Below are 24,657 nucleotides of genomic sequence, written 5' to 3' on the forward strand. Positions count from 1 at the left end.
GCGTCCCTCAGGTCGCATGGTGGATTCTCGTTCCAGGGGCCGACCTCTCCGGGCCCCCGCCCCCCGTCGTACCCGTCGTGAAGGACGAGCGCTCATGCAGCTCAAGCGCCTCCCCTGGTCGAGCCCGTTCCGGCCGCGTCACCGTTGGGGCCGGCTGTGGCTGCCCGGTGCGCGCCGCCGCACCAGGGCCGGGCTGCTGGCCACGGCCCTCGCCTCGGCCGCCCGGGGCTGGCCGGTGGTGCCGGGCGCCTACGGCGTGCCGGGGCTGCTCGGCTCCTGCTCCTGCGGTGAGCCCTGCTGCCCCTCGCCCGGCGCCCACCCGCACGATCCGCCGCTGCTCGCCGCCAGCACCGACGCCCGGATGGTGGCCTGGTGGTGGGGCGAGCGGAGCCCGGAGTCCTCGGTGCTGGTCGCCACCGGGCGGACGGTCTGTGCGGTGAGCCTGCCCGCCGAGGCCGGGGCGCGGGCGCTGGAGCACTTCCGGCTGCACGGGGTGCCGCTCGGGCCGGTGCTCGCCACCCCGACCAGGTACGTGCTGCTGGTCGCGCCGTACACGCTGGAGGAGTTGGGCGAGCTGCTGGCCGAGCAGCCCTGGGTGCCGGGCTCGCTGCGCTACCACGGGCCGGACGGCTTCCTGGTGCTGCCGCCCTCGCGGACGGGGAGCGGGCCGGTGCGCTGGCTGCGGCCGCCGGTCGAGGACCGGCCCTGGCTGCCGCAGGTCGGCACGCTGCTCGGGGCGCTGATCGCGGCCAGCAGCGCGGCTTCCGGGGGAAGCCGGCTCGCGTACTGAACCCCGTCCGGAGCGACTGATTCCGGAAATGAAAAGATCCGGCCGCTGGCGACGGGGGATGCACCAGCGACCGGATCGTTTAAATGGTAACAAAGATCCGCGTCCGAGCCAATTTGTCCATCGGGCTTGCGACCAGGACATTTTCCCGAACGGCCGGAAATGTGATGCGAGTCACATTTCCGGCTCGATCCGCGTCAGTTCAGGGTGACCTGACGGTTCACCAGGTTGGCGCGGGCCCGGCGCTCCTCGGCCGTGAGCGGCTGCGCGTCGAGGCCCGCGAGGGTCTCGGCCAGGCGCTCGGCGAAGGCCGCGGCGGGCTTCTCGCACTGCTCGGCGGTCATCTCGGAGGGCAGGTCCCAGACCGGCACGGTCAGGCCGTGGGCGCGGAACGAGCCCACCAGGCGGGTGTCCTCGCCGAGCGAGGAGCGGTCGGCGGCGGTGAGGCGGGCCAGCGCGTCGAGCAGCTTCTCCTCCGGCACCGTCATGACCCAGCGCAGGTGGTTCTTGTCGGGGGCCTTGCACCAGTAGGCGTTCGGCACGCTGGAGATCTTCTCGGTCGGGATGGCCGAGGCGTTGGCCCGCTCCAGCGAGGCGGCGACCTCGCCGGTGGCGCTCTCCGCGTCCTCCAGCCAGAACTCGAAGCCGGTGTGCACGGCCGGGGTGAACTCGGCCGTGAGGTCCAGGAGTTCCTGCAGGCGGCGGCCGCCGTGGGCGGTCCGGCGGGCAGCGACCGGGGTGCCCGGCTCGGTGGCAAGGGCCAGCTCGAGCGCGTCGCCGAGGTCACGGCTCAGGTCGCCGGAGGCGGACTGGGTCTGCAGGCCGAGCAGGATCGAGCCGTCCTGGCGGCGCAGCGCGGGCCAGGCCAGCGGCAGCACGGTGGCCAGCGTCACCGAGGGCACCTCGCCGACGGCGGCCTCGGCCACCCCGGCGGCCAGCTTCAGCGGCACGGTGGCGGCGGGCACCAGCTCGCGCAGCGCGACCCAGTCCGCCTCGCCCGGCAGACCCTCGAACGGGCGGTGCACCAGCTCCTGCACGGCGTGGGCGGCCTCCCGGCCGTGACACGCCTTGTACCGGCGGCCCGAACCGCACGGGCAGTCCTCCCGGGCACCGACGACGGGGATCTCACCCGAGGTCACGGGGGTGGACTGGCTGCGCTGCGGCGACTTCTTCGCGGCCTTCTTGGCCATGGTGCGGCTCTCCCGGGGACGAGGACACTTGCTCCCCGGCAGCCTACTGAGGTTTTGCCCCGGTCAGGCCCTAGGACCTGACCGGCCGACCACGCCGGGCGGTCGCCGCCGGGGCACGCGCCCTCCTTGCCCGGCATCGGGCGGGAGGGGCCCTTCGCCGGCTTCCCGTCGGTCGCCGATGCTCCGCATGGACTTCCTCCTCGGCGCCGCCCGCGCGTCACCCGACGACGCCCGCTGATCCGACGTGATCGGCCGGTCAGGCCCTACCGAGCCGTGCCGCCGGTCGGGAGCGCCGCCCAGACGGTGACCTGGCCCGGTTCGTCCCGGACGCCCCACTCGCTGGCCAGTCTCCCCACGATGCTCAGGCCGCGCCCCCCGCGCGAGGTCAGGGAGGGCCGGGCCGGGACCGGCCGGGTGGCCGAGCCGCCGTCGGTGACCTCCAAGGTGAGCGAGCCGTCCCGGTGCATCTGCCACCGCACCAGCACCCCGCCGGAATCCCACTCGCCGTCCGCACAGGGCGCGGTGCGCCGGGTGGGGGAGTGCGCCCCGACCAGAAGCGCGTCCGGCGCCTCCAGATCCAGATCGGCCAGCCGGCCGAGCGGGCGGGCGTACCGGCAGGAATTGCTGAGCAGCTCGGAAAGGATCAGGACCGCGTCGTCGATGACCGTGTCTGGTATCTCGCGCTCCCCCAGATCACGGCGTAGGCGCCGCCGAGCGACGCCGACGCTGGCAGGGCCGTGCGGCACTGCCAGGGTCGATGAAGCCGGCACCTCGTGCGCCACCATCAGTGCCACCCCCGGACCTCCTTCAGCGATTACCGAGGGATGGATGCCCCTCGTTAATGCGTCGGAAACGGCACTTCGGCGATCGCTACGCGACAATTACGCGCACCGCAACTCACGGTACGCAAATGGTGATTCCATGCTCACGTACGGTTGTGAAAGGTGACGTAATTCGTCATGCGCTGGGGTGCACGCCCCATCGCTCGCGCCCGCGTACGCCAATTGCGCGACGCCGCGAAGGGCGCACGCGACGGCTAGCGGCCGAGCTGGGTGAGCACCTCGCGGGGGCGGTTGGTGATGATCGCCTCGACGCCCAGCTCCAGGCAGAGCTCGACGTCGGCCGGCTCGTCCACCGTCCAGACGTGCACCCGGTGCCCGGCCGCCCGCAGCGCGGTCACCAGGCCCGGGTCGGCGCGGACCAGGTCGATGCCCGGGCCGGCGATCGGGGCGCCGCCGGGGAGGTTGCGGATGCGGCCGCGCAGCGGGAGGCGGCGCTCGAGCAGGTAGACCGTCGGCACCTGGGGGGCGGCCTGGCGGACCCGGCGCACGGCGCGCTCGGAGAAGCTCATGATCCGGATCTGCGAGCTCTCCTGGTCCGTCGGGAGCAGGCCGTAGTGGCCGAGCATCTTGAGCAGCTCGGCCTCCAGCTGCCCGGCGTGCCGGACGGGGTGCTTGGTCTCGATCGCCAGCTCGACCCGGCGGCCGGCGTCCGCCGCCAGCTCGAGCAGCTGCGCCAGGGTCAGCACCGGCTGCGGGCCGGAGCCGGTCTTCCAGGAGCCGAAGTCCAGCTTCTCCAACTGGGCGAGCGTCATGGTGGAGACCACCCCGGTGCCGTCCGAGGTCCGGCGGACGGTCCGGTCGTGCACGCAGACCAGCTGCCCGTCCGCCGTCAGCCGGACGTCGCACTCCAGCGCGTCGGCGCCCTCCTCGATCGCCCGCCGGTACGCCGCCAGCGTGTGCTCGGGCTCGGCGGCGGAGGAACCGCGGTGGGCGACGACGCGCACGGCGGTGCGGTCGATCGCGGCGGGCGGCGGTGCAGGCAGGTCACGGGTGTCCACCCGACCACTTTACGAGCCCGGGGGTGAACGCCAGGAGAAGGGTGGGTTGCGACCAGGACAGGCCCTACTCCTTGCGGAGCAGGGTGATCACCCAGGTCACCAGAGCCGGGACGAGGAAGCTGAACAGCGAGGCCGAGCTCCACTCCTGGGGGGTGAAGTGCAGCGTGCTCTGGGCGTTCGTCCAGAAGGTGGTCCACCAGCCGGCGATCGGGGTGGGGGCGAGGTACTGGTAGACCGCGAAGCCGAGGGCCCAGGGCAGCAGCATCAGCCAGCGGGCCGGGGCGTCCTGGCCGAGGTTCCAGCCGCGGCGGCCGGCGCCGAGGAAGTAGTCGACGGCGAGCACGGCCAGCAGCGGCACGAAGACCGAGCCGATCAGGTAGAGGAAGTTGGAGTAGGAGTCGTTGAACTCCTGGATCTTCAGGGCCAGCCCGGTGACCAGCACCCCCACGGCGCCGGTGAGCACCCGGCGGTCCACCTTCGGCAGCAGGTTGTGGATCGACATCGCGGTCGAGTAGACGTTCGCGAAGGACTGGTCGGACTCGCGCAGCACCAGCACCAGCAGGAAGGCCCATCCGGCGGCCACCCCGGTGAAGGAGCCGAAGATCTTGGTCGAGTCGCCGTTCGACTGCAGCAGCGCGATCAGCCCGAGCACGTAGCACCAGACCTGCGCCAGGGTGTACCCGGAGAAGGTGCCCCAGAAGGAGGCACGCGGGGTGCGCGAGTGCCGGGTGTAGTCGGCGGCCAGCGGCACGAAGGAGATCGACACGGCGATGATCGCGTCCGTCGCGTGCAGGAAGCCCTTCCAGTTGCCCGCGCCCGGGTTCGGGAAGCCCTGGCGGCCGAGCTGGACGGTGAAGTAGACCATCGCCACGCCGACCAGGCCCGCCACGTACTTGCGCAGCACCGCGATCGAGCCGAGCGGCCAGATGGTCAGCGTGGTGGTGAGCACCCCGGCGAGCAGGACGAAGAGCCAGTGCCAGCCCTGGGTGCCGGCCACCGTCTGGGCGCCCATCGCGATGACCATCAGCTCGTAGACGCCCCAGCCGACGCACTGGGCGATGTTGAGCACGGTCGGCAGGTAGCTGAGCTTGGTCCCGAAGAGCCCGCGCAGCACGGCCATCGCCGGGGCGCCGGTCCGGGCGCCGATCACGGCGGCGACGCCGAGCATCGCGGTGCCGATCGCGGTGCCGACCACGATCGCCGTCACGGCGGCCGTGAAGGAGAGCTCTGAGCCGGGGGCGCCGAGCACGGTCGCGGCACTGGTGAAGCCGATCAGGCTGACGCCGAGGTTGGCCCAGAGCGCGAACTGGCCGCTGAAGCCGAGGGTGCGCGGCGGGGCGGTGTCGAGCGTGAGCGGGGCCTCGGCGTGCGGCGCCTTGGCGGCAGGGGCATCGAGGGGCGGGGCAGCCGTCATGGCCTTTTCTCCCTACGCCGGCATTACCCGGACAGGTTCGAGCGGTCAGCGCTCCCTCGACGCCCCTTTGTTGGGTACGGTCGAACAGCGCACTCTCAGCCTGGTCGGTCCAAGCTCCCGCGTGTCAGTTTGGAGCGCCAGGGTAGCGGCCGAAGCGGTGAAGGCCAAGGCCAGGGGGCCTGTGGTCGGTGGGCCGTAAGGATTCTTATGACTTCTTCAGGGGCCTCCTTACCCCAACCGAATCAGGGATGCGAAAAACTATGGTCCAAGGTCCTGTCAGCTATGGAGGTCGTCCGTGAGCAGCGAGCACTCGAGTGGGGCTACCGGCCCGGGGGAGTCGGTTCCGGCCGAGGCCGAGGCCACGCCGACGCTCTCGTTCGACAAGCCCGCCCCCGAGGCGGCGCCGGCGGCTCCCTCGTACCTGGACGCCCCGCCGCCCTCCGGCCCGCCGTCCGCCGGGCCCGCCCCGGCCGCAGCGGCCCCTGCCCCGGCTCCGGCTCCCGGGCCGGCCGCCGAGGCTCCGGTGCCGGCCGCCGAGGCCCCGGTGAACCCGTACGCGGCCCCCGCGGCCGCCGCGCAGGCGCCCTACGCCGCCCAGCAGCCGCCTTACGCCGCCGAGCAGCCGCACCACCCCTTCGGCGCCGGCCACCCGGTCGGCGGCTGGGGCCAGCCGCCGCACGGCGGCGCGGGCCACGAGCCGACCGCCGAGTACCCGGGCGGTCCGGCGGTGCCGCGCCGCCCCAAGCGCGGCGGGCTGATCGCCCTGGTCGCGGCCGTCGCGCTGGTGGCCGGGGTGGCCGGTGGCGCGATCGGCGTCGGTATCGCCGACCGGGGTGACTCCGGCCCGGGCACCACCAGCCGCACCAGCACCACCATCAGCGTGGGCGACCCGCAGAAGGCCTCCGACCGCTCGCCGGACTCGGTGGCCGGGATCGCCGCCAAGGCGCTGCCGAGCACCGTGACCATCAAGGCCTCGGGCGCCACCGAGTCGGGCACCGGCACCGGTTTCGTCTTCGACACCGAGGGCCACATCCTGACCAACAACCACGTGGTCGCCCCGGCGGCCGACGGTGGCGGCAAACTGACCGTCAAGTTCTCCGACGGCTCCTCCTTCTCGGCCTCCGTGGTCGGCCGGGCCAAGGGGTACGACGTCGCGGTGATCAAGCTGGACAACCCGCCGAAGGACCGGCTCGTCCCGCTCCCGCTGGCCGACTCGGACAAGGTCGCGGTCGGGGACCCGACCATCGCGATCGGTGCGCCCTACGGCCTCGAAGGCACCGTCACCACCGGCATCGTGAGCGCCAAGGACCGTCCGGTCGCCTCCGGGGACGAGACCAGCCAGCAGAACTCGTACATGAACGCGCTCCAGACGGACGCCTCGATCAACCCGGGCAACTCCGGTGGCCCGCTGCTCAACTCGGCCGGCGCGGTGATCGGCATCAACTCGGCGATCCAGTCGAACACCGGCGGCTCCACCGGCCGCGCGGGCAGCATCGGGCTCGGCTTCGCCATCCCGATCAACCAGGCCAAGCGGGTCGCCCAGGACCTGATCAGGACCGGGCAGCCGGTGTACGCGATCTTCGGCGTGCTGCGCAACGACGACTACAAGGGCGACGGCGCCCAGATCCAGACCGGGCCGGTGGGCAGCACCCCGGCCGTCACCCCGGGCGGCCCGGCCGACCAGGCCGGCCTCAAGCCGGGCGACGTCATCACCAAGCTCGGCAACCACCCGATCGACAGCGGCCCGACCCTGGTCAGCGAGATCTGGACCTACAAGCCGGGCGACAAGGTCGACGTCGAGTACACCCGCGACGGCAAGGCCGCCAAGACCACCATCACCCTCGGCGAGCGCAAGGGCGACAACTGACCCCTCCGGTGACGCCCGGCCGCAAACCGGGTGCACCGAACCCCGCCGGACCCGTTAGGCTGACCTCCGCCAGGAGAGTTGCCCGAGCGGCCTAAGGGACCAGTCTTGAAAACTGTCGTGCGGTGACCCCGCACCGTGGGTTCAAATCCCACACTCTCCGCCCGTGAAACGGCCCCTGACCAGCGTGGTCAGGGGCCGTCTCGGTGTTGCGGGGCGGTCAGGCGCCGGCGCGGGCGCGGCGTTGGCGCTTGCCGAGGGCGGCCTGGGAGAGGTCTTCGGCCTGGACGCGGAGGTTCTTGTAGCCGTAGCCGCGGTCGGTGAGCCAGAGTTCGGCGGCGGTCTGGGCGCGCAGCGAGGCGGGGGCGATGTCCTCCTCGGCCTCGCCGGACTCCAGGTAGCGGAAGGTGAAGAACGGGCGGGCGGCGAGGTCGTAGCTGAGGTGGCCCTCGCGGGTGAAGGAGGCGTGCAGCATGTCGTGCTCGGCCGCCTCGGCGAGGAGCTCGGCGGTCTGTTCGGGGGTGAGGCCGTCGAAGGTGCCGCGCACCGTCACACGGAAGGTCCGGTCAGTCATTCCCGGACGATAGCCGGGGCGCGGCCCACCGGCCAGTGAGTTTCAGCCCGCCCACTCGTGGGCGAGTACGGACATGACGATCGAGTCCACCCAGGCCCCGTCGTAGCGGAACTCGTCCCGCAGGGTGCCTTCGGCCACGAAGCCCAGCTTCTCGTAGACGTGCCGGGCACGCGGGTTGAAGGCGAACACCGAGAGCGAGACCCGGTGCAGGCCCAGCCGCTCGAAGCCGTGGCCGATCAGCAGCCGGGCGGCCTCGGTGCCCAGGCCCCGGTCCTGGCCCTCGGGGGTGAGCAGGATGCGGAAGTTGCAGCTCCGGTTGGCCGGGTGCCACTCGTTGAGCACCACCTCGCCGACGCAGCGCCCGGTGGCCAGCTCCACCACGGCGAGGTCCAGCCGGTCCGGCTGCTCGTTGCGCCAGTGGCGGAACTCCTCGGCGCGCGCCGGGTCGAGCGGCAACAGCGGTTCGGTGGAGGAGTGGTGACTGCCCGTCAGGCGCATCACGTCGTGGTCCACGAAGGCGGGTGCGAGGGCGGCGACGTCCTCGGGCACGAAGGGCCGCAGTCGGACCCGCTCGCCGAGCAGGGTGGGCTTGTGGCTGAAGTCGGTGGTGGCGTCTTGGTCCATGGCCGGATGGTGGGAGCTTCAGCGGGGCTTCGGCAAGCGGATTTACCGTGGGCGGGCAGTCCAGCTGACGGAGTCCGCCCCCACCCGTTGCCGGGCGCCAGGCCGCTGACGGACAGTCGGAGATGCTCAGCGCACCGCCGTGAACCACGCTCACCGTCCGGTCTCGCCGCCCAGCCTCTTGGAGAGGAGCTCTGAGCCTTCCGATGACCATGAGGAACCAACTCCTCGCCACGCCCTTCCAGTGGAGCGACCTGGAGCGCGGCCTGGCCGCCGCCTCGGCCGACGGCGTCACCCGGGGCGGGTACGTACTGGCCGAGGCCGGTACGGGCGAGCCCGAGGTGATCCTGATCGCGACCGGCAGCGAGGTGCCGACGGCGCTGCGCGCCCGGGAGATCCTGGAGCGCGAGGGCAAGGCGGTCAGGGTGGTCTCGATGCCCTGCGCGGCCTGGTTCGACGAGCAGGACGCGGCCTACCGGGATGCCGTCCTGCCGCCCGCCGTCCGGGCCCGGGTCTCGGTCGGGGCCGCGGCCGAGCTCGGCTGGTACGCGATGGCGGGCGAGCTGGCCCGGGAGCTGGCGGGGGAGCACGGCGCCGCCGCGGGCCTCGGCCGCTGCGGCCTGGCCGCCCCGTACCGGGCGCTGCACGACCAGTACGGATTCACCCCCGAGCTGGTCGCCGCCCAGGCGCGGGCCAGCCTCGCGCACGCGCGGCGCAGCGGGGAGCAGTCGCACCGTCAGGCCTCGTAGTACCGAAGAGAGTTCCACCCCACCGGCCAGCCGCCCACCGTGACCTCCCCCGGCACGGCGACTCCCCCCTGAGGCGGCCGGCCCAGGGCCCGACCACCCTCTCTCCCCCGAGGTGGTCGGGCCCTCGGTCGTTCCCGGGGCGGGGCGGACCTGACGCACTGGGCCGCCTACTTCGCCGAGCCGGGCCGACCTGCCGCAGTCACGAGTCCGGGGCGTCAGGTCCATGCTTTCTGACACAGCGGCCCGGCTGCTTTTCCGAAATTACTCCACCTGCCATTCCCCGGGTCATTTATCCGGGGAATCGGAGTATCTGATGCGCGTGCGGCAATTGCGGCCCAAGTGACGGAGTCCAGAACATCTGACGAAGTTTTTTGAGGCCCGTTGACCCCCCTCTGAGGCCTATCCAGACTCGGAGAAAAGGAAGGCCGGGCAATAGTCGGAATGTTCGGCTTCCCTGGTGCTTTCCAGCCATGAGCGCTATTCGTAACCATGGAGGTTCTGGATGATCAGCGACGCGATTGCGCCGCGGCCGGCAGCCGCCGATACGGCGCTGTCGGAGGGTGGGATCGACTTCTGGAAGTCGCTTCCCGCCCACCAGCAGCCGGAGTGGGAGTCCACCGACGCGGAGCTCCTGGGCGAGATCCGCACCGAACTCGCCGACCGCCCGGGGCTGGTCAGCTCGTCCGAGGTCGCCCGGCTGCGCGCACTGCTCGCCGAGGTGGCCGAGGGCAAGCTGCAGGTCGTCCAGGCGGGCGACTGCGCCGAGGACCCGGCGGAGTGCGAACCCGGCTACGTGACCCGCAAGGTCGGCCTGCTGGACGCGCTGGCCGGGGTCATGGCCCTGCACAGCCCGCGTCCGGTGGTCCGGATCGGCCGGATGGCCGGCCAGTTCGGCAAGCCGCGCTCGAAGCCGACCGAGCTGGTGGGCGGTGTCGAGCTGCCCGTCTACCGCGGTCACATGGTCAACAGCCCGGAGCCCGACGCCGAGCTGCGCCGCCCCGACCCGCGCCGTCTGCTGGCCGGCTACGACGCCGCCGCGCTGGCCATGAGCACCCTGCGCGAGCGGGCCGACCGGGGTCTGGGCGCCGTGGGCGCGCCGGTCTGGGTCAGCCACGAGGCGCTGCTGCTGGACTACGAAGTCCCGCTGCTGCGCTACGACGACAACGGACGCCGCTACCTGGCCTCCACCCACCTCCCCTGGATCGGGGACCGCACCCGCCAGCTGGACGGCGCGCACGTCATGCTGCTGGCCTCGGTGGCGAACCCGGTCGCCTCCAAGGTCGGCCCGAGCATGGCCCTGGACGAGCTGCTCGAGCTCTGCGAGCTGCTCGACCCCGAGCGCGAGCCCGGCCGCCTCACCCTGATCGCCCGGATGGGCGCCGACAAGATCGCGGCCAAGCTGCCCGCGATGGCGGCGGCCGTCAAGGCGGCCGGCCACCCCGTGGTCTGGCTGACCGACCCGATGCACGGCAACACCGTCAACGGCCCCGAGGGGCTCAAGACCCGCCTGGTGGAGACCGTCCGCCACGAGGTCGAGGAGTTCCAGAAGGCCATCACCGCCGCGGGCGCCGTGGTCGGCGGCCTGCACCTGGAGACCACGCCGGACGACGTGACCGAGTGCGCTCACGACGAGCGGTCGCTGGCGCGGGTGCCGGACAAGTACACGAGCTTCTGCGACCCCCGGCTGAACCCGGCGCAGGCGCTCGAGATCGCCGCGGCCTGGCGCGGCTGACAATCGCGGGAACATCGCCGATCCGCACAGCGACCCGATCGTCGGAGGCCGCCGGACGGAATTCCGCAAGGCCGGAGAAAAGCCCGGGAGACCGGGAAAGAGACCGGATGGTCGGAATTTCGTCCGGCGGGCATGGCGGGGCGGCTGTGAAACGGCCCGGTCGGCGAAGCAGCCCGGAGCTGAGCAGCCCGACATAAAAAGGGCGCACCACCACATCCGGCCGACTCTGGTCGATCATCCTCGATTTTTGGGGTCGCTATGAATATCTATGGGATGGAAAACAAGGTCGCGGTCGTCACCGGCGCGGCCGGCGGCATCGGCGAGGCCGTGGTGCGGGCCCTGGCCGCGCGCGGGGTCACCGTCGCGCTGGTCGACCGCAACCTCGACCGGCTCGACGAGATCGCCAAGGAGATCCGGAACGAGGGCGGGCGGGCGGAGCCCTTCCCGATCGACGTGACGGACAGTGCCCAGGTGGAGGCCGTGATCGACGAGGTGGAACAGCACCTCGGACCGATCGACTACCTGGTCAACGGCGCCGGGGTGCTCCGCCTCGGCCAGGCCAAGGCGCTGAGCGACGCGGACTGGGCCACCACCTTCGCGGTCAACACCACCGGGGTCTTCTTCGTCTCCCGCGCGGTGGTCAACCGGATGGTGGACGGCGGCCGACGGGGCGCGATCGTCACCATCGCCTCCAACGCGGCGGCCACCGCCCGCCTGGAGATGTCCGCCTACTCGGCCTCCAAGGCCGCGGCGACCATGTTCACCAAGTGCCTGGGGCTGGAGGTCTCCAAGTTCGGCATCCGCTGCAACGTGGTCGCCCCCGGCTCCACCGACACGCCGATGCTGACCGCCATGTGGGAGGACACCAGCGCCGCGACGCAGGCGTCCATCGAGGGTGTCGCCTCGGCCTACCGGGTCGGCATCCCGCTGGGGCGCCTCGCCCAGCCCGGCCACATCGCGGACGCGGTGCTCTTCCTGCTCTCCGACCAGGCGGCGCACATCACCATGCACGACCTGACCGTCGACGGCGGCGCCGCCCTCGGTCACTGAGGTCACCGAGGTACCTGAGGTACCTGAGGTGCCTGAGGCCCTCTCAGGCCCCTCGGACACCTGACCGGCAGTCGCCGCGGCCGGGCCCCACCCGGCCCGGCCCGGCGGCGCCCGGCCCGCCCGACCCTCGCTCAGCCACCCCGCTCCGGAAGGACACCCCCATGGGAATCCCGGCCATCTCCCCCTACCCGATGCCCTCCGAGGGCGACCTGCCCGAGAACGTCGCGCGGTGGACGGTCGACCCGAAGCGGGCCGTGCTCCTGATCCACGACATGCAGAAGTACTTCCTGCAGCCGTTCGCCGCGGGCGAGTCCCCGGTGACCGACCTGGTCCGCAACGTCACCCTGATCCGCGAGCGGGCCGCCGAGCTGGGCGTGCCGGTCGCGTACACGGCGCAGCCGGGCGGCATGACGGAGGCCGAGCGCGGCCTGCTGAAGGACTTCTGGGGCCCGGGCATGACGCCCTCGCCCGAGCACAAGCAGGTCGTCCCCCCGCTGGAGCCGCGCGAGGGCGACCTGGTGCTCACCAAGTGGCGCTACAGCGCCTTCCACCGCACCGAGCTGCTCGAGTTCATGCGCTCCTCGGGCCGTGACCAGCTGATCGTCTGCGGCGTGTACGCGCACGTCGGTGTGCTGATGTCCACCTGCGACGCCTTCACCTACGACATCCAGCCCTTCCTGGTCGGTGACGGGATCGCCGACTTCTCGCTCGAGTACCACCGCTCGGCCCTCAAGTACGCCGCGGAGCGCTGCGCCATGACGGTCACCACCAAGACCGTGCTCACCGAGCTCGGCTGACGCGGCGCCGGCTCAAGGGCGCGCCACTTCTCCTTCGAACGGCCAGTACCGCACCAGATCACGGAGGCAGGCACCATGACGTACCCGCAGACCCAGCAGGGCGAGGCGCTCCTCGACCGGATCCTCGCCGAGCAGCCCCCGGCGTTCGCCGTGCTGTACCGCCCGACGGTGGCTGGGGCCGACCGGGTCGACGTGCTGCTCGGGGACACCGCCCACCTCGGCGCGCTGGCCGACATCCCGCTGCCCACCGAGGGGCAGCGGGTGGCCGGCACCGGCCGGGCCGAGCACGAGGTGCTGGCGCTCGTCCCGTACCGCCAGATCGCCGAGCGCGGCTTCGCCGCGGCCGACGACGGCGCCCCGCTGGTCACCCTCTCGGTCACCGAGCAGGGCGAGGTGAGCCTGGCGCACCTGCTCGAGCGGCTGCCGGACGAGCAGCTCTCCGTGACGCAGGGCAGGTTCGACCTGGACGACGAGGCGTACGCCGAGGTCGTCCGGGAGATCATCACCAACGAGATCGGCCAGGGCGAGGGCGCGAACTTCGTCATCCGGCGCGAGTTCATGGTGGAGATCGAGAACTACACCCCGGCCGCCGCGCTGACCTTCTTCCGCCGGCTGCTCGAGCGCGAGTGCGGCGTCTTCTGGACCTTCGTCATCCACACCGGCTGCCGGACCTTCGTCGGCGCCACCCCCGAGCGGCACGTCAGCCTCGCCGGCGGGGTCGCGCTGATGAACCCGATCAGCGGCACCTACCGCTACCCCGAGACCGGCCCGACGCTGGACGGCGTGCTCTCCTTCCTGAGCGACCCGAAGGAGGCCGACGAGCTCTACATGGTGGTGGACGAAGAGCTCAAGATGATGGCCCGGATCAGCGACACCGGCGGCTCCGTCTCCGGCCCGCACCTGATGGAGATGGCCAGCCTGGCCCACACCGAGTACTTCATCGAGGGCCGCAGCGACCGCGACGTCCGCGACATCCTGCGCGAGACGATGTTCGCCCCGACCGTCACCGGCAGCCCGCTGGAGAGCGCGGCCAAGGTGATCAGCCGGTACGAGCCGGCCGGCCGCGGCTACTACAGCGGCGTGGTCGCGCTGATCGGCCGGGACGCCGCGGGCGGCCGCACGCTGGACTCCTCGATCCTGATCCGCACCGCCGAGCTGGACGGGAACGGCACCGTGCGGATCGGCGTGGGCGCCACGCTGGTGCGCGACTCCGACCCGGCCTCCGAGGTGAGCGAGACGGCGGCCAAGACCGCCGGTCTGCTCGCCGCGCTGCGCGGCACCCCGCCGCCGGTCCGCGGGCTCAAGGGGCGGGAGCGCTTCGCCAAGCACCCCGAGGTGCTCGGCGCGCTGGCCCAGCGCAACGTCGCGCTCGCGCCGTTCTGGCTGGAGTGCCCGGACGAGCGGCAGCGCTCGGTGCGGGCGCTGGCCGGCAAGAAGGTCCTGGTGGTGGACGCCGAGGACACCTTCACCGCGATGTGGGACCACCAGCTGCGCTCCTTCGGCCTGGACGTCACCGTCCGCCGCTTCGACGAGCAGTACAGCTTCGAGGGGTACGACCTGGTGGTGCTCGGCCCCGGCCCGGGCGACCCGCAGGAGCTGGACCACCCGAAGATCGCCCACATGCGCTCGGCCACCCGCCAGCTGCTCGGCAGCGGCACGCCGTTCCTCTCGGTCTGCCTGAGCCACCAGGTGCTCTGCCACACGCTCGGCTTCGACCTGGTCCGCCGGGACCGGCCGAACCAGGGCGTGGCCAAGAAGATCGACCTCTTCGGCCGCACCCAGCTGGTCGGCTTCTACAACACCTTCGCCGGCCACAGCGAGCTGGACGAGGTCGAAGTCCCCGCGCTCGGCGCCACCGTCCAGGTCAGCCGCGACCCCGGGAACGGCCAGATCCACGCCCTGCGCGGCCCGGGCTTCCGCTCGGTCCAGTTCCACCCCGAGTCGATCCTCAGCCAGGACGGCCTGGGCATCATCAGCGACGCCCTGAGCTGCCTGCTCGCCTGACCCCGCGCCCGTACGGAAGCCGGCCGCCACGTGCGGCCGGCTTCCGCGCGCGGACTCTGCCCTTTCGGGAAGGCCACTCGGCCCGCCCGGACACCTGACACAGTCGTCCACCGACCTTCGAGGAGCCGCCCGTATGCACGCCGTAGTCGTCTGGTGGGACCTCGCCGCCTCCGGCCGCACGATCGAGGACCTGCGGCAGTTCCTGCGGGAGGAGGCGGTGGACCGCTTCGCCGGGGTGGAGGGGCTGGTGTTCAAGGCCTGGCTGGCCGATCCGGCGGAGAACCGGTGGGGGGCGGTGCTGTTCTGGGAGTCCGCCGAGGCGGCGGCGCGACCGATCCCGGCCCGGGCGGCCGAGCTGATCGGCTACCCGCCGAGCCGGCGGGAGGCCTTCGACGTGGAGGCCACGGTGGAGGGCCCGCACTCCCTCGAGGGGCTGAGCCGGCTCGGGCTGGCCTTCGGCGCGGGGAGCTGACGGCGGTGCCGCTCACGGTGCGCAGGAGACCGGTGGCGGTGCTGATCGGCCCGCCCGGGTCGGGCAAGACCACGGTGGCCAAGTCGCTCGCCCGGCTGCTCGGGGTCGGCTTCCGCGACACCGACCGGGACGTGGAGGCCGCCGCCGGGCGGCGGATCCGGCAGATCCTGGAGGAGGAGGGCGAGGCGCACTTCCGGGTCCGTGAGCGGGCGGTGGTGCACCGGGCGCTGACCGAGCACGACGGCGTGCTGGCCCTCGGCGGCGGCGCCGTCCTGGAGGAGTCGACGCAGGCGATGCTGCGCGGGCACACCGTGGTGCACCTGGAGGTCTCGGTGGGCCAGCTGACCAGCCGGATCGGCCGGGCCAAGAGCCGCCCCCTGCTGGTCGACGACCCGCAGGCCCGGCTACGGACCCTGCTCGCCGTCCGGACCCCGATCTACCGGCGCCTGGCCAGCCACACCGTCTCCGGGGACGGCCCGTCCCGGCTGGTCGCCGCACGGATCGCCGCGCTGCTCCGGACAGGCCCTGGGCCGACCGGTCCCCGGTGACAGCTCAGTGACTGAGGTGCGTACCCCCGGCCGGTTCTCCCCTCTCCGGCGCGAGGTGACACAGTCCGGCCCGGAGGTGGCGGCCCCCCGGGCGGGTCGAGCAGGGTTGGCGCAGCTCAGGCGGCCGCTCTCGGGCGCACGTGGGGTGAGCCCGTCGGGTCCAGGGTGAGCAGCCGCTCGGGCTGGACCAGCCCGGGCAGCAGTACGCGCCACATGAAGACCAGCCGTTCGACCAGGTCGGTCCGCTGGGACAGCACCTGCGAGCTGAGCTGGATGCCCGTGAACGCACCGGTGATGGTCTTCGCGACGGCGTACGGGTCGAGCCGCGGGAGCATGTCCCCCGCCTCGTCGGCCCGGATCACCAGATCGCGGATCGTCAGGATGTCGGTCTGGTAGGGCTCCGAGTTCGGCATGTCGAAGCTGCCGTGCTCGATCACCAGCCGGTTGGTGGCCCGCACGATCACGTCGTTGATCAGAGCGTTCGCGTAGACCATCGTCGCGTCGATGACGGCCTGGAACCCGGGCGCCGGCTCCAGGCCGGTGTCGACCCAGTCGGACTGCACGTCGATGACGGCCTGGGCGAGTTCCTCCTTCGAGGCGAAGTGGAAGTAGACCGCTCCTTTCGTGACGCCAGCCGCCGCGATGATCTCGGCCATGGTGGCGGCGGCGTAGCCACGACGCTCGAACACCTCGGCCGCGGCCTTGATGATCTCGCGACGGGTCTTCACCGCTCGCGCCTGCTGAGCCATAGTTCTCCCGATTAATTAACGCTCCCCCGCTACAAACCGACCGGATGGTACTCTACGCTAGCTGTAAGGGACCAGGTCCCGACCAGCAGTGTTTGAAGTCCAACCCCGTCAAGCAGCGGCCTGAGCCGTGGCGCGCGTTGCGCCGGGCCCGGTGCCGATGTGGCACCTCGCGGGGGAGCGGCCTACTTGAGTGCGGTCAATAGTTTCACAACCGAATTGGTCGAGCGGTCCCGGGCACACGGACAACCCGTGGCGTGTCCCAGCCGCCCCGCCCCGGCGCGGGCCCCACCAGCGCCGCCCGGGCACCGCACGTGATCCAGCACTGGCCAGTGGCTCTTTCTTACTCGTCCAGGGGGGACCGAAATGACGTCAGTACTGTCAGACACGATAGGCCTGCTCACCGCCGAGAGGCCGGCCGGCAGTGACGTGGAGCTCCACCAGCAGACCGTGCCGCGCAGGTACGTGCACCGCGCCTCCGTCTCGGAGGTCCTGCTCACCGGCTGGCAGCGCACCGCTCCGGACCAGTTCCTGCTGGGCGCCCAGTGGCCGCGCACGCACAGCTTCTACCGCCCGGTCGCCTGGGTGTACGACCCGCTGCTGCTGGCCGAGACGGTCCGTCAGGCCGGGCTCCTGGTCGCACACGTGGGGTACAACGTCCCGTTGGACTTCCCCTTCGTGATGTGGGACCTCTCCTACCAGGCCGTGCCCGAGCAGATGGTGGTCAACTGGTGCCCGGCCGACCTCACGGTCGAGGTCACCTGCGACCCGCGCTTCCGCCGGGGCGCGCTCGCGGGCATGACCTACCACGTCGACATCTACCGCGGCACCGAGCGACTCGGCGGCGGCAGCGCCAAGTTCGACTGCATGGCCCCGGCCACCTATGCCCGGATCCGCGCGCCGTTCCTGGCTGACGCTCCGTCATTCCGCTTCCCGCAGCAGGCGGTCAGCGGTGACGACACCATCTCCAACACCGTGATCACGCCCACCGAGGTGCCCAACCGCTGGCTGGTGCAGGCCGACCGGCGCCACCCGGTGCTCTTCGACCACGCCGTCGACCACGTGCCCGGGATGGTGCTGGTGGAGGCGATGCGGCAGGCTGCCGCCGCCGTCGCGGAGGGCCAGTCGCTCGCCCCCTTCGGGCTCGACTGCCTCTTCACGCGCTACGCCGAACTGCACCTGCCGGTCTACGTCCGCGCGGGCCTCGGCCCCGTCGGCGAGGGTCAGGACCGCACCGTCGGCGTCGTCCTGGAGCAGGCCGGACAGCCCGTGGCCAAGGGCATCCTCCAGCTGCGCCCGCTGCCCGCCGACGCCTGCGCCTGACCGCTTTCAGGCGCAGGGCCCAGCAGAGCCAACCGACGTCAACCTGCCGGTGAAGAACGGGGATTCGGAGTCATGCGGATACTGCTGACGGGTGGCACGGGTTTCATCGGGGGAGAGACCCTGCGCCTGCTTGCCGACCCTGCGTCGACCACCGCTCACCCAGCGTACTCCCTGCGGGTGCTCTCGCGGGGTGAAATGCCGCAACCGACCGTCGGGGCGGGGGTCGAGATCGAGCCCTACCGGGCCGATCTGCTCGACCCCGACTCGCTGCGCGGCGCCTGCACGGGGGTGGACACCGTCCTGCACCTGGCCTCGCAGGTGGGCGGGGACGCCGAGCTGTGCCACCGGGTGAACGTGGACGGCACCGCGGCGCTGCTCGCCGAGGCGGCCCGGGCGGGGGTGCGGCGGATCGTCCAGCTCAGCACCACGGCGGTCTACCGGGACGGCGTGCACCGGGATCTGACGGAGCATCAGGCAGTTGTCGAACCGGTCTCAGCGACCAGCCGCAGCCGGATGCTGGCCGAGCGGCTGGTGCTGGCCGCCGGCGGCACGGTGGTGCGCCCGCACCTGGTCTACGGGGCGGGGGACACCTGGGTGCTGCCCGCGGTGGCGGACCTGCTGGCCCGGCTGCCGCACTGGATCGACGACGGGCGGGCCCGGATCTCGATGACGGCGGTGGACGACCTGGCACGGCCGCTGGCGGCGCTCGCGCTGGCCCCCTGGGAGCCGGTGGCCGGCGGGCGGACGTACCACGCCTGCCACCCCGAGCCGGTCCGGGTGCGGGAGCTGTTCACCCTGGCCGCCGAGGCGCTGGGGCGGCCCGCGCCGAGCGGCTCGCTGAGCCTGGCGGAGGCCACCGAGGCGCTCGGGGGCGGGAGTTGGGGGCGGCGGCTGTCGCTGCTGGGGGTGGACCACTGGTACCGCAGCGAGGAGCTGTGGCGGATCACCGGCTGCCCGCCGGGGCCCGGCTTCGCCGCCCGCTTCGCCGAGCACGCACCCTGGTACGCGGCGCGGTACGGCCGGAAGTGCTCTGACCCGGAAGTGCTCTGACCCGGAGGTGCTCTGCCGGGCTCAGGCGCCCTGGGCGCGGGCCACCAGCGCGGCCGCCTCGGGCACGACGCCCCAGTGGTGCGGGCCACCCTGCTCGGGCAGGGCCGCCGCGGCGCCCTCGGGCGCCGTCCGGATCTTCCCCAGCCGGTCGACCGGGGTGAGCGCGGGCAGCACGGCGTTCCACAGCCCGGTGGTGACGTGCGGGCTGAGCCAGCCCTTGTCCCGCCGGGAGAGCGACTCGATGCCCGCCGCGGTGGCCGCGAGCAGGGCCGTGACCTCGGCCAGCAGGACGTCGGGGTGGAGGTCCTCGTCCCGTACCGCGCGGGCCAGTTGGCGGCCCACCAGGCGCTCCCAGGCGGGGTACGGGCTCGGGCAGCTGCCGTCGGCCAGGCCGGGCTCCTCGGTGAGGCGCAGGCCGGCCCGGAAGACCACGTCCTGGTCGAGCTGCCGGGCCAGGCCGTGGCAGAGGTCGATCAGGTACTGCAGCCCGGCGCCGCGCCGGCTCCGGGCCTGCCGGACGATGTCCCGCAGGGTCTCCCGGGACTCGGTCATCACCGCGTCGGCGAGTTGCTCCTTGGACCCGAAGTGGAAGTACAGCGCCCCCTTCGAGACCCCGCACAGCTGGGCTATCTCGCTCAGCCCGGTCAGGGCGAATCCTTCCAGGTCGAAGGCCTGGGCGGCCGCCTGGATGATGAGCTGCCGCGTGCGGGACGCACGTTCCTGGCGGGACATCCTGCTCCCTCCTGTGGAGCGCGGCCGGAGGGCTGGCGCTGTTTGGGTGTGCGGACAGCTTAACAAACCAACCGAGCGGTATCTATACTTGGAGCAGACCCGCCGCCCCGTTCCGGACAGTCGTGAACGGGCCTAGCAAACCAACTGGTCGGTTCTGTAAGGTGCTGCCATCAGCATCTCGCGTCTGATCTCCGAGTGCCCGCTTGCGCCCGGAGGCCCCATGTCCGCGAGCGCAGAAGAGGAGTCGGGGGCTGTGGAAGGTGTCATAGAGAAAGACGTTCCTGAGCACGTGTGGGGCGACGTGGCCGACGACTTCGTCACCGAGTTCTCCCGTCGCATGCTGGCCTCGCTCAAGCGGCGCGACCAGCGCGCCCGGGGCCAGTGGTACATCGCCGGGCTGCTGACCGTCCCGGGGCGGAAGTCCATGCGGGCGCTCGCCTCGGTGGCCGGTCACGGTGCGGCGGAGCAGAGCCTGCACCACTTCATCAGCGACTCCTCGTGGGGGTGGAAGCCAGTCCGGCAGGCCCTGGCCCGCCATCTGGACCGGGTGATGCTCCCGCAGGCCTGGGTGCTGAACTCGATGGCGATCCCGAAGGCCGGGGAGCACTCCGTCGGTGTCGAGGAGTCCTTCCGGACCGAGCTCGGACGGGTCGTCAACAGTCAGCAGGCGTACGGAGTCTGGCTCGCCAACGAGGAAACCAGCGCTCCGGTCAACTGGGACCTGATCCTGCCGCCCGAGTGGCTGGAGGACGCCGAGCGCCGCAAGCGCGCGAAGATCCCCGACGACGTCTGCGCCGCGTCCCCCGAGCTGTGTGCGGTGAACACCGTCGCGGAGCTCTCCCGCCCCGAGTGGGGGTTGCGCCGCCGCCCGGCGGTGCTGGACGCGCGCGAGCTGGACTCGGCCGTACTCGTGGAGGAGTTCACCCGCCGTGGGGTGCCCTTCGTGATGCGGGTGAGCGGCTCCACGCGGTTGGTGGGCTACGACCTCAGCCTGCCCGGCCGGGGCGAACGCCTCTTCCAGGCCCAGCAGTTGGTCGAGTGGGCCAAGCGGTTCTCCCGGCCGGTGGGCTGGGTGGACCCGGACTACTCGATCACCCGCTCGATCCTGGTCAGCGGTACTCGGGTGACCCTGCCCGCCGTCCGCCGGCCCGGCGCGGCCCTGCCGCCCGAGCGCGCACTGACGCTGGTCGGTGGCTGGTCCGGCCCGAAGGGCAAGCCGGCCGAGCTGTGGCTGTCCAACCTGATCGAGGTGCCCCCGGTCGCCCTGCTCCGGCTGGGCCGGCTCACCCGGCGGGTCTCCAAGGACTTCTCGGAGGTCTCGACCCGGGTCGGCATGCGGGACTTCGAGGGGCGGTCGTACGCCGGGTGGCACCGGCACGCGACGCTCTGCTCGGTGGCCCACGCGATCTCGGTGCTCTCCTCGGCCCGGCGCCAGGGATTCGACAAGTCCCAGGAGCTCTCGGCCTGAGCGGAGTGGCGGAGATGACGGAGAAAACAGGGGGAGACGTACGGTGCGGGTGGTGGGGAGCGGAGGTTCAGCCGGCCCGGCGGGTCAGCTCGGCCTGGGCGGCCTCGCGCATCACCCGCACCGGGACGTCCTCCCGGCCGGTCATCAACTGCACCTGGCGTGCGGCCTGGTAGGTGAGCAGCGAGAGACCGTCCACCACGGTGGACCCGGCGAAGCCGGCCGCCTTGGCGAGCCGGGTGGGGAAGGCGGAGCAGACCACGTCGAAGATCGCCGCGCGGGAGTGCACGATGGCCGCCGCGTAGGAGTCGGCCGCGCCGGCGGGCAGGGTGGATATGACCAGCCCCGCGCCGTGCAGCAGGCCGTCCAACTGGTTGAAGGAGTAGACGTCCACCGCCATGCCGAGCCGGCCCGCCGCGGCATGCGCCTCGGCCGCCCGGCTGGGCTCGCGCACCACGACCGCCGGCTCCTTGACGCCGAGCTCGCGTACGGCCGCCAGCGCCGAGCAGGCGGCGGTGCCGCCGCCGAGCACCACGGCGGAGGTGAGCGCGTTCACGTCGGCGTCCCGCAGCGCGGCCAGGAAGCCGTGCACGTCGGTGTTCTCGCCGTAGGAGCGGCCGTCCCGGAAGACGACCGTGTTGACGCCGCCGACGTCCATCGCGAGGTCGCTGACCTCGTCGATCAGCGGCAGTGCCGCGCGCTTGAGCGGCATGCCCAGTGACAGGCCGGCCCAGGATCCGTCGAGCGAGCCGATGAGCTGCTCGAGGCCGGGCTCCTCGCACTCGACCGCCGTGTACGTCCAGTCCAGTTCCATCGCGGTGTAGGCCGCGCGGTGCATGACCGGGTAGAGCGACTGGTCGACGGGGTAGCCGAGCACCGCGGCGCGGTGCGCCGACTGACGGCGTGGCCTGGGGCGGTCGACGCCTGCCCTCGTGTCTACTCGCATGGTGGATGGGGCTCCTTCCGCGTAGGGGGCTGGCACCGGACCTGTCGGACTCGCCGGTTTCCCCGGGATTTGCCACCTTAGGCAAGGCGGCGGGTACAGCGCGTGCAAGGCGGTGGCACAGAGTCAGCTCTGTGGTGGAGCTGACCCCCGATCGCCGATACTTCGTCACCGGAGCGCCTGCCCGGCAGACCGGCCCTCGGCCGCGGAACTTGTTTATTTCTGTAGCAAGTTGAGCGCTGAATGTCAATGCGAAAACTGACGGAGTAGGCCGGAGCTGACAGGGATTCCGGACCATATTTGATCGATTGTGTGAAGAATCAGCAGTGTTCCCCCAAAAGCCCACCCATGGGAGACCGGGGAGTCTCATGCTGAACCGAAAGCTGTCCCGAAGAAGCGCCATCAAGGCCGGGGCCGTGACCACCGGCCTGGTCGGCGGCGCCGGCCTGGCCGCGCCGCTGCTGGCGCCCGCCGCGGCCGCCGACACCGTGGCCGCCGCCGTCTCGGCCACCACCCCGATGTTCGCGGTGCCGCTCACCGTGCCGCCGGTGCTGCGGCCCACCGCCGTCTCGGCCACCACCGACTACTACTCGGTGACGATGAAGAAGGCCGTCAAGGAGATCATCCCCGGCCTGCAGAGCGAGGTGCACACCTACAACGGCGAGTTCCCCGGCCCGACCATCAAGGCCCGATCGGGCCGCCGGGTGGTGGTCACCCAGACCAACGAGCTCGACATGCCGGCCTCGGTCCACCTGCACGGCGCCGAGGTGCCGATGGACAGCGACGGCTCCCCGATGAACACCATCGCGCCGGGCGGGACCAAGACCTACACCTACCCCAACAACCAGCCCGGCTCGCCGCTGTGGCTGCACGACCACGCGCACCACGCGGAGTCCGAGCACGTCTACCGCGGCCTGCAGGCGATGTACCTGCTCTCCGACGAGAACGACCGCGCGCAGCCGCTGCCGTCCGGCGCCTACGACATCCCGCTGGTGATCCGGGACGTCCAGATCGACACCACCGGGCAACTCGTCTACACCATGGGTGACTTCAACAACCGCACCACCATCCTGGTGAACGGCCGCCCGTGGCCCTTCCTCCAGGTCGCCGCCCGGCAGTACCGGTTCCGGATCCTCAACGCGAGCTCGCTGCGGTTCTTCGTGTTCGGCCTCTCGGACGGCGGCTCCTTCACCCAGATCGGCTCCGACGGCGGCCTTTTGGAGAAGCCGTACACCACCAGCACGCTCAAGCTCTCCCCCGGCGAGCGGGCCGACATCGTGGTCGACTTCTCCCGGTACGAGACCGGCACCAAGATCGTGCTGCAGAACGCCAACGGCCCCGGCCCGGCCGATCTGATCGGCAAGATTATGCGCTTCGACGTGGTGCGGGAGGCACGGGACTTCAGCTACGTGCCGAGCCGCCTGCGCACCCTGCCCACGCCGGAGATCGCCACTGTCAACCGCACCTTCGTGCTGCGGATGGAGGACGACGGCCGGCCCAACCCGAACGCGTACATCAACGACCAGCTGTACGACCCCGACCGGATCGACACCGAGATCGCCTGGGGCAGCACCGAGGTCTGGACGGTCACCAACGCCAACGTGAAGGCCCCGCACAACTTCCACGTCCACCTGGTGCAGTTCCGCGTCCTGGAGCGCAACGGCAAGGCACCGGACCCGAGCGAGCAGGGCCTCAAGGACACCGTCGCGGTCCTGCCCGGCGAGACCGTCAAGATCCAGATGACCTTCGACAGTTACCGGGGCACCTACCTCTACCACTGCCACATGTTCGACCACGGCGCGATGGGCATGATGGGCACCATGCGGATCAGCTGAGCCCGCTCCTGGCGGTGGCTCCCCCACGGCGGGAGCCACCGCCAAAGGTGTACGTCCGATCACGCGCCCGCGCAAGGTGATGAAGTGCCCGGGCGCGGTTTGCCGGGTCGGCGGCGTTCCGGTGAGACTCACGATGGCGGGCGCACCACGGCACCCCGCACAACTGATCTCTTCCGAACAGGAGTTGCGCACAGTGACGAACGTCGCCGTCATCTACTACTCGTCCACCGGGAACGTGTACCAGCTCGCTCAGGAAGCTGCCCAGGCGGCCGAGAAGGCCGGTGCCGAGGTCCGTCTGCGCAAGTGTGCCGAGCTCGCCCCGGCCGCTGTCGTGGCCGGCAAGAAGGAGTGGGCCGAGCACACCGAGGCCACCGCGCACATCGAGACGGCCTCCCTCGACGACCTCGAGTGGGCCGATGTGCTGCTCTTCGGCACCCCGACCCGCTTCGGCCTCCCGGCCGCCCAGCTCAAGCAGTTCATCGACACCGCCGGTGGCCTGTGGTTCCAGCACAAGCTGGAGAACAAGGTGGTTTCCTCCTTCACCTCCACCTCGACCCAGCACGGTGGCCAGGAGAGCACCCTGCTCGCCCTGAACAACACCTTCTACCACTGGGGCGCCATCATCGTGGCCCCCGGCTACGCGGACGAGGTGCAGTTCGGCCACACCAACGGCAACCCGTACGGCACCAGCTCGGTCTCCAACCACGGCCACTCCGGCCCGACCGAGGAGAACCTCGCGGCCATCGCCTTCCAGGCCCGCCGCTCGGTGGAGATCGCCTCGGCGCTGAAGCGCGGTTTCGAGAGCGCCTGACCCATTTGGCGCCCTGCTGTCAAGGGCGCCCACCCGCACGACGAACCAACCAAGGCTGGGGATTCCGGAATTGTCGGAATCCCCAGCGCTTTGACCAGGAGTTGTTTGCT

General features: G+C 71.7%; 23 protein-coding genes and 1 tRNA gene. 15 read left to right on the forward strand and 9 right to left on the reverse strand.

Features of this window, described 5'->3' with window-relative positions; translation table 11 throughout:
- Positions 1-94 precede the first annotated feature (94 nt).
- Entirely contained in the window at positions 95-790 is a 696-nt protein-coding gene (locus tag ABT095_RS12665; protein ID WP_350529356.1) for a bifunctional DNA primase/polymerase, read from the forward strand.
- Between the two features lie 194 nt (positions 791-984).
- Here ABT095_RS12665 and ABT095_RS12670 read toward each other — a convergent pair whose 3' ends face one another.
- The 4 genes from ABT095_RS12670 to ABT095_RS12685 all read right to left on the reverse strand — a co-directional run bounded on the left by ABT095_RS12670 (position 985) and on the right by ABT095_RS12685 (position 5,231).
- On the reverse strand, positions 985-1,977 hold the full coding sequence (locus tag ABT095_RS12670) for a DUF5926 family protein (protein WP_350529357.1): 993 nt from the start codon (positions 1,975-1,977) through the stop codon (positions 985-987).
- Positions 1,978-2,240: 263 nt separating this feature from the next.
- Positions 2,241-2,762: an ATP-binding protein gene (locus ABT095_RS12675; protein WP_350529473.1), complete on the reverse strand. Its 522-nt coding sequence runs from the start codon at positions 2,760-2,762 to the stop codon at positions 2,241-2,243.
- A gap of 251 nt (positions 2,763-3,013) precedes the next feature.
- On the reverse strand, positions 3,014-3,817 hold the full coding sequence (locus ABT095_RS12680) for a glycerophosphodiester phosphodiesterase (RefSeq protein WP_350529358.1): 804 nt from the start codon (positions 3,815-3,817) through the stop codon (positions 3,014-3,016).
- 64 nt (positions 3,818-3,881) lie between these two features.
- Positions 3,882-5,231 carry a purine-cytosine permease family protein gene (locus ABT095_RS12685; RefSeq protein ID WP_350529359.1) on the reverse strand — a complete coding sequence of 450 codons (1,350 nt, stop codon included), beginning with the start codon at positions 5,229-5,231 and terminating at the stop codon, positions 3,882-3,884.
- A 295-nt stretch (positions 5,232-5,526) separates the two neighbouring features.
- Here ABT095_RS12685 and ABT095_RS12690 point away from each other — a divergent pair, with 295 nt between their 5' ends.
- Together ABT095_RS12690 and ABT095_RS12695 are read left to right on the forward strand one after the other, a co-directional pair.
- Positions 5,527-7,098 (forward strand): S1C family serine protease, encoded by a 1,572-nt coding sequence (locus tag ABT095_RS12690; RefSeq protein ID WP_350529360.1) that lies wholly within the window; start codon positions 5,527-5,529, stop codon positions 7,096-7,098.
- 72 nt (positions 7,099-7,170) lie between these two features.
- A tRNA-Ser gene (locus ABT095_RS12695) sits at positions 7,171-7,258 on the forward strand.
- Between the two features lie 57 nt (positions 7,259-7,315).
- Here the strand turns inward: ABT095_RS12695 and ABT095_RS12700 are convergent.
- Positions 7,316-7,669, reverse strand: a complete 354-nt coding sequence (locus ABT095_RS12700) for a DUF6204 family protein (RefSeq protein ID WP_350529361.1) — start codon at positions 7,667-7,669, stop codon at positions 7,316-7,318.
- Positions 7,670-7,711: 42 nt separating this feature from the next.
- Positions 7,712-8,293 (reverse strand): GNAT family N-acetyltransferase, encoded by a 582-nt coding sequence (locus ABT095_RS12705; RefSeq protein WP_350529362.1) that lies wholly within the window; start codon positions 8,291-8,293, stop codon positions 7,712-7,714.
- A gap of 203 nt (positions 8,294-8,496) precedes the next feature.
- Here ABT095_RS12705 and ABT095_RS12710 point away from each other — a divergent pair, with 203 nt between their 5' ends.
- From ABT095_RS12710 to ABT095_RS12740, 7 genes are all read left to right on the forward strand, one after another.
- Entirely contained in the window at positions 8,497-9,039 is a 543-nt protein-coding gene (locus ABT095_RS12710) for a transketolase-like TK C-terminal-containing protein (protein ID WP_350529363.1), read from the forward strand.
- Between the two features lie 502 nt (positions 9,040-9,541).
- Positions 9,542-10,771 (forward strand): 3-deoxy-7-phosphoheptulonate synthase, encoded by a 1,230-nt coding sequence (locus ABT095_RS12715; RefSeq protein WP_350529364.1) that lies wholly within the window; start codon positions 9,542-9,544, stop codon positions 10,769-10,771.
- 273 nt (positions 10,772-11,044) lie between these two features.
- Positions 11,045-11,821, forward strand: coding sequence for a 2,3-dihydro-2,3-dihydroxybenzoate dehydrogenase (locus ABT095_RS12720; protein ID WP_350529365.1), 777 nt, complete (start codon positions 11,045-11,047; stop codon positions 11,819-11,821).
- 161 nt (positions 11,822-11,982) lie between these two features.
- Complete coding sequence (locus tag ABT095_RS12725) at positions 11,983-12,618, forward strand: isochorismatase family protein (RefSeq protein ID WP_350529366.1); 636 nt, start codon at positions 11,983-11,985, stop codon at positions 12,616-12,618.
- A gap of 75 nt (positions 12,619-12,693) precedes the next feature.
- Entirely contained in the window at positions 12,694-14,622 is a 1,929-nt protein-coding gene (locus ABT095_RS12730) for an anthranilate synthase family protein (RefSeq protein ID WP_350529367.1), read from the forward strand.
- A 133-nt stretch (positions 14,623-14,755) separates the two neighbouring features.
- The gene (locus ABT095_RS12735) at positions 14,756-15,094 is read left to right on the forward strand and encodes a hypothetical protein (RefSeq protein WP_350529368.1); all 339 of its coding nucleotides are present in this window, start codon (positions 14,756-14,758) and stop codon (positions 15,092-15,094) included.
- A gap of 32 nt (positions 15,095-15,126) precedes the next feature.
- On the forward strand, positions 15,127-15,642 hold the full coding sequence (locus ABT095_RS12740; protein ID WP_350529369.1) for a shikimate kinase: 516 nt from the start codon (positions 15,127-15,129) through the stop codon (positions 15,640-15,642).
- A gap of 116 nt (positions 15,643-15,758) precedes the next feature.
- Here the strand turns inward: ABT095_RS12740 and ABT095_RS12745 are convergent, their stop codons facing one another.
- The gene (locus ABT095_RS12745) at positions 15,759-16,370 is read right to left on the reverse strand and encodes a ScbR family autoregulator-binding transcription factor (RefSeq protein ID WP_350529370.1); all 612 of its coding nucleotides are present in this window, start codon (positions 16,368-16,370) and stop codon (positions 15,759-15,761) included.
- A 384-nt stretch (positions 16,371-16,754) separates the two neighbouring features.
- Between ABT095_RS12745 and ABT095_RS12750 the strand changes: the two genes are divergently transcribed.
- Entirely contained in the window at positions 16,755-17,711 is a 957-nt protein-coding gene (locus tag ABT095_RS12750) for a ScbA/BarX family gamma-butyrolactone biosynthesis protein (protein ID WP_350529371.1), read from the forward strand.
- Between the two features lie 72 nt (positions 17,712-17,783).
- Positions 17,784-18,761 carry an NAD-dependent epimerase/dehydratase family protein gene (locus ABT095_RS12755; RefSeq protein ID WP_350529372.1) on the forward strand — a complete coding sequence of 326 codons (978 nt, stop codon included), beginning with the start codon at positions 17,784-17,786 and terminating at the stop codon, positions 18,759-18,761.
- 21 nt (positions 18,762-18,782) lie between these two features.
- Here the strand turns inward: ABT095_RS12755 and ABT095_RS12760 are convergent, their stop codons facing one another.
- The gene (locus ABT095_RS12760) at positions 18,783-19,493 is read right to left on the reverse strand and encodes a ScbR family autoregulator-binding transcription factor (protein WP_350529373.1); all 711 of its coding nucleotides are present in this window, start codon (positions 19,491-19,493) and stop codon (positions 18,783-18,785) included.
- 253 nt (positions 19,494-19,746) lie between these two features.
- On the opposite strand from ABT095_RS12760, the gene ABT095_RS12765 reads away from it, so the two are divergent.
- Complete coding sequence (locus tag ABT095_RS12765; protein WP_350529374.1) at positions 19,747-20,961, forward strand: IS701 family transposase; 1,215 nt, start codon at positions 19,747-19,749, stop codon at positions 20,959-20,961.
- Positions 20,962-21,028: 67 nt separating this feature from the next.
- Here the strand turns inward: ABT095_RS12765 and ABT095_RS12770 are convergent, their stop codons facing one another.
- Positions 21,029-21,904: a shikimate dehydrogenase gene (locus tag ABT095_RS12770; RefSeq protein ID WP_350529375.1), complete on the reverse strand. Its 876-nt coding sequence runs from the start codon at positions 21,902-21,904 to the stop codon at positions 21,029-21,031.
- A 365-nt stretch (positions 21,905-22,269) separates the two neighbouring features.
- On the opposite strand from ABT095_RS12770, the gene ABT095_RS12775 reads away from it, so the two are divergent.
- Both ABT095_RS12775 and wrbA read left to right on the forward strand, forming a co-directional pair.
- Complete coding sequence (locus tag ABT095_RS12775; protein WP_350529376.1) at positions 22,270-23,736, forward strand: multicopper oxidase family protein; 1,467 nt, start codon at positions 22,270-22,272, stop codon at positions 23,734-23,736.
- Between the two features lie 193 nt (positions 23,737-23,929).
- Entirely contained in the window at positions 23,930-24,547 is a 618-nt protein-coding gene (gene wrbA, locus ABT095_RS12780; protein WP_350529377.1) for an NAD(P)H:quinone oxidoreductase, read from the forward strand.
- The last annotated feature ends 110 nt before the right edge of the window (positions 24,548-24,657 follow it).

The organism is Kitasatospora sp. NPDC002227 (assembly GCF_040296285.1).
Classification (GTDB): domain Bacteria; phylum Actinomycetota; class Actinomycetes; order Streptomycetales; family Streptomycetaceae; genus Kitasatospora.

Bases quoted from the DNA above. Each gene is read 5' to 3' on its own strand.
- ABT095_RS12665 (WP_350529356.1), top strand. From the start codon at position 95: ATGCAGCTCAAGCGCCTCCCCTGGTCGAGCCCGTTCCGGCCGCGTCAC.
- ABT095_RS12670 (WP_350529357.1), bottom strand. From the start codon at position 1,977: ATGGCCAAGAAGGCCGCGAAGAAGTCGCCGCAGCGCAGCCAGTCCACC.
- ABT095_RS12675 (WP_350529473.1), bottom strand. From the start codon at position 2,762: ATGGTGGCGCACGAGGTGCCGGCTTCATCGACCCTGGCAGTGCCGCAC.
- ABT095_RS12685 (WP_350529359.1), bottom strand. From the start codon at position 5,231: ATGACGGCTGCCCCGCCCCTCGATGCCCCTGCCGCCAAGGCGCCGCAC.
- ABT095_RS12700 (WP_350529361.1), bottom strand. From the start codon at position 7,669: ATGACTGACCGGACCTTCCGTGTGACGGTGCGCGGCACCTTCGACGGC.
- ABT095_RS12705 (WP_350529362.1), bottom strand. From the start codon at position 8,293: ATGGACCAAGACGCCACCACCGACTTCAGCCACAAGCCCACCCTGCTC.
- ABT095_RS12710 (WP_350529363.1), top strand. From the start codon at position 8,497: ATGACCATGAGGAACCAACTCCTCGCCACGCCCTTCCAGTGGAGCGAC.
- ABT095_RS12715 (WP_350529364.1), top strand. From the start codon at position 9,542: ATGATCAGCGACGCGATTGCGCCGCGGCCGGCAGCCGCCGATACGGCG.
- ABT095_RS12720 (WP_350529365.1), top strand. From the start codon at position 11,045: ATGGAAAACAAGGTCGCGGTCGTCACCGGCGCGGCCGGCGGCATCGGC.
- ABT095_RS12725 (WP_350529366.1), top strand. From the start codon at position 11,983: ATGGGAATCCCGGCCATCTCCCCCTACCCGATGCCCTCCGAGGGCGAC.
- ABT095_RS12730 (WP_350529367.1), top strand. From the start codon at position 12,694: ATGACGTACCCGCAGACCCAGCAGGGCGAGGCGCTCCTCGACCGGATC.
- ABT095_RS12735 (WP_350529368.1), top strand. From the start codon at position 14,756: ATGCACGCCGTAGTCGTCTGGTGGGACCTCGCCGCCTCCGGCCGCACG.
- ABT095_RS12750 (WP_350529371.1), top strand. From the start codon at position 16,755: ATGACGTCAGTACTGTCAGACACGATAGGCCTGCTCACCGCCGAGAGG.
- ABT095_RS12755 (WP_350529372.1), top strand. From the start codon at position 17,784: ATGCGGATACTGCTGACGGGTGGCACGGGTTTCATCGGGGGAGAGACC.
- ABT095_RS12760 (WP_350529373.1), bottom strand. From the start codon at position 19,493: ATGTCCCGCCAGGAACGTGCGTCCCGCACGCGGCAGCTCATCATCCAG.
- ABT095_RS12770 (WP_350529375.1), bottom strand. From the start codon at position 21,904: ATGCGAGTAGACACGAGGGCAGGCGTCGACCGCCCCAGGCCACGCCGT.
- ABT095_RS12775 (WP_350529376.1), top strand. From the start codon at position 22,270: ATGCTGAACCGAAAGCTGTCCCGAAGAAGCGCCATCAAGGCCGGGGCC.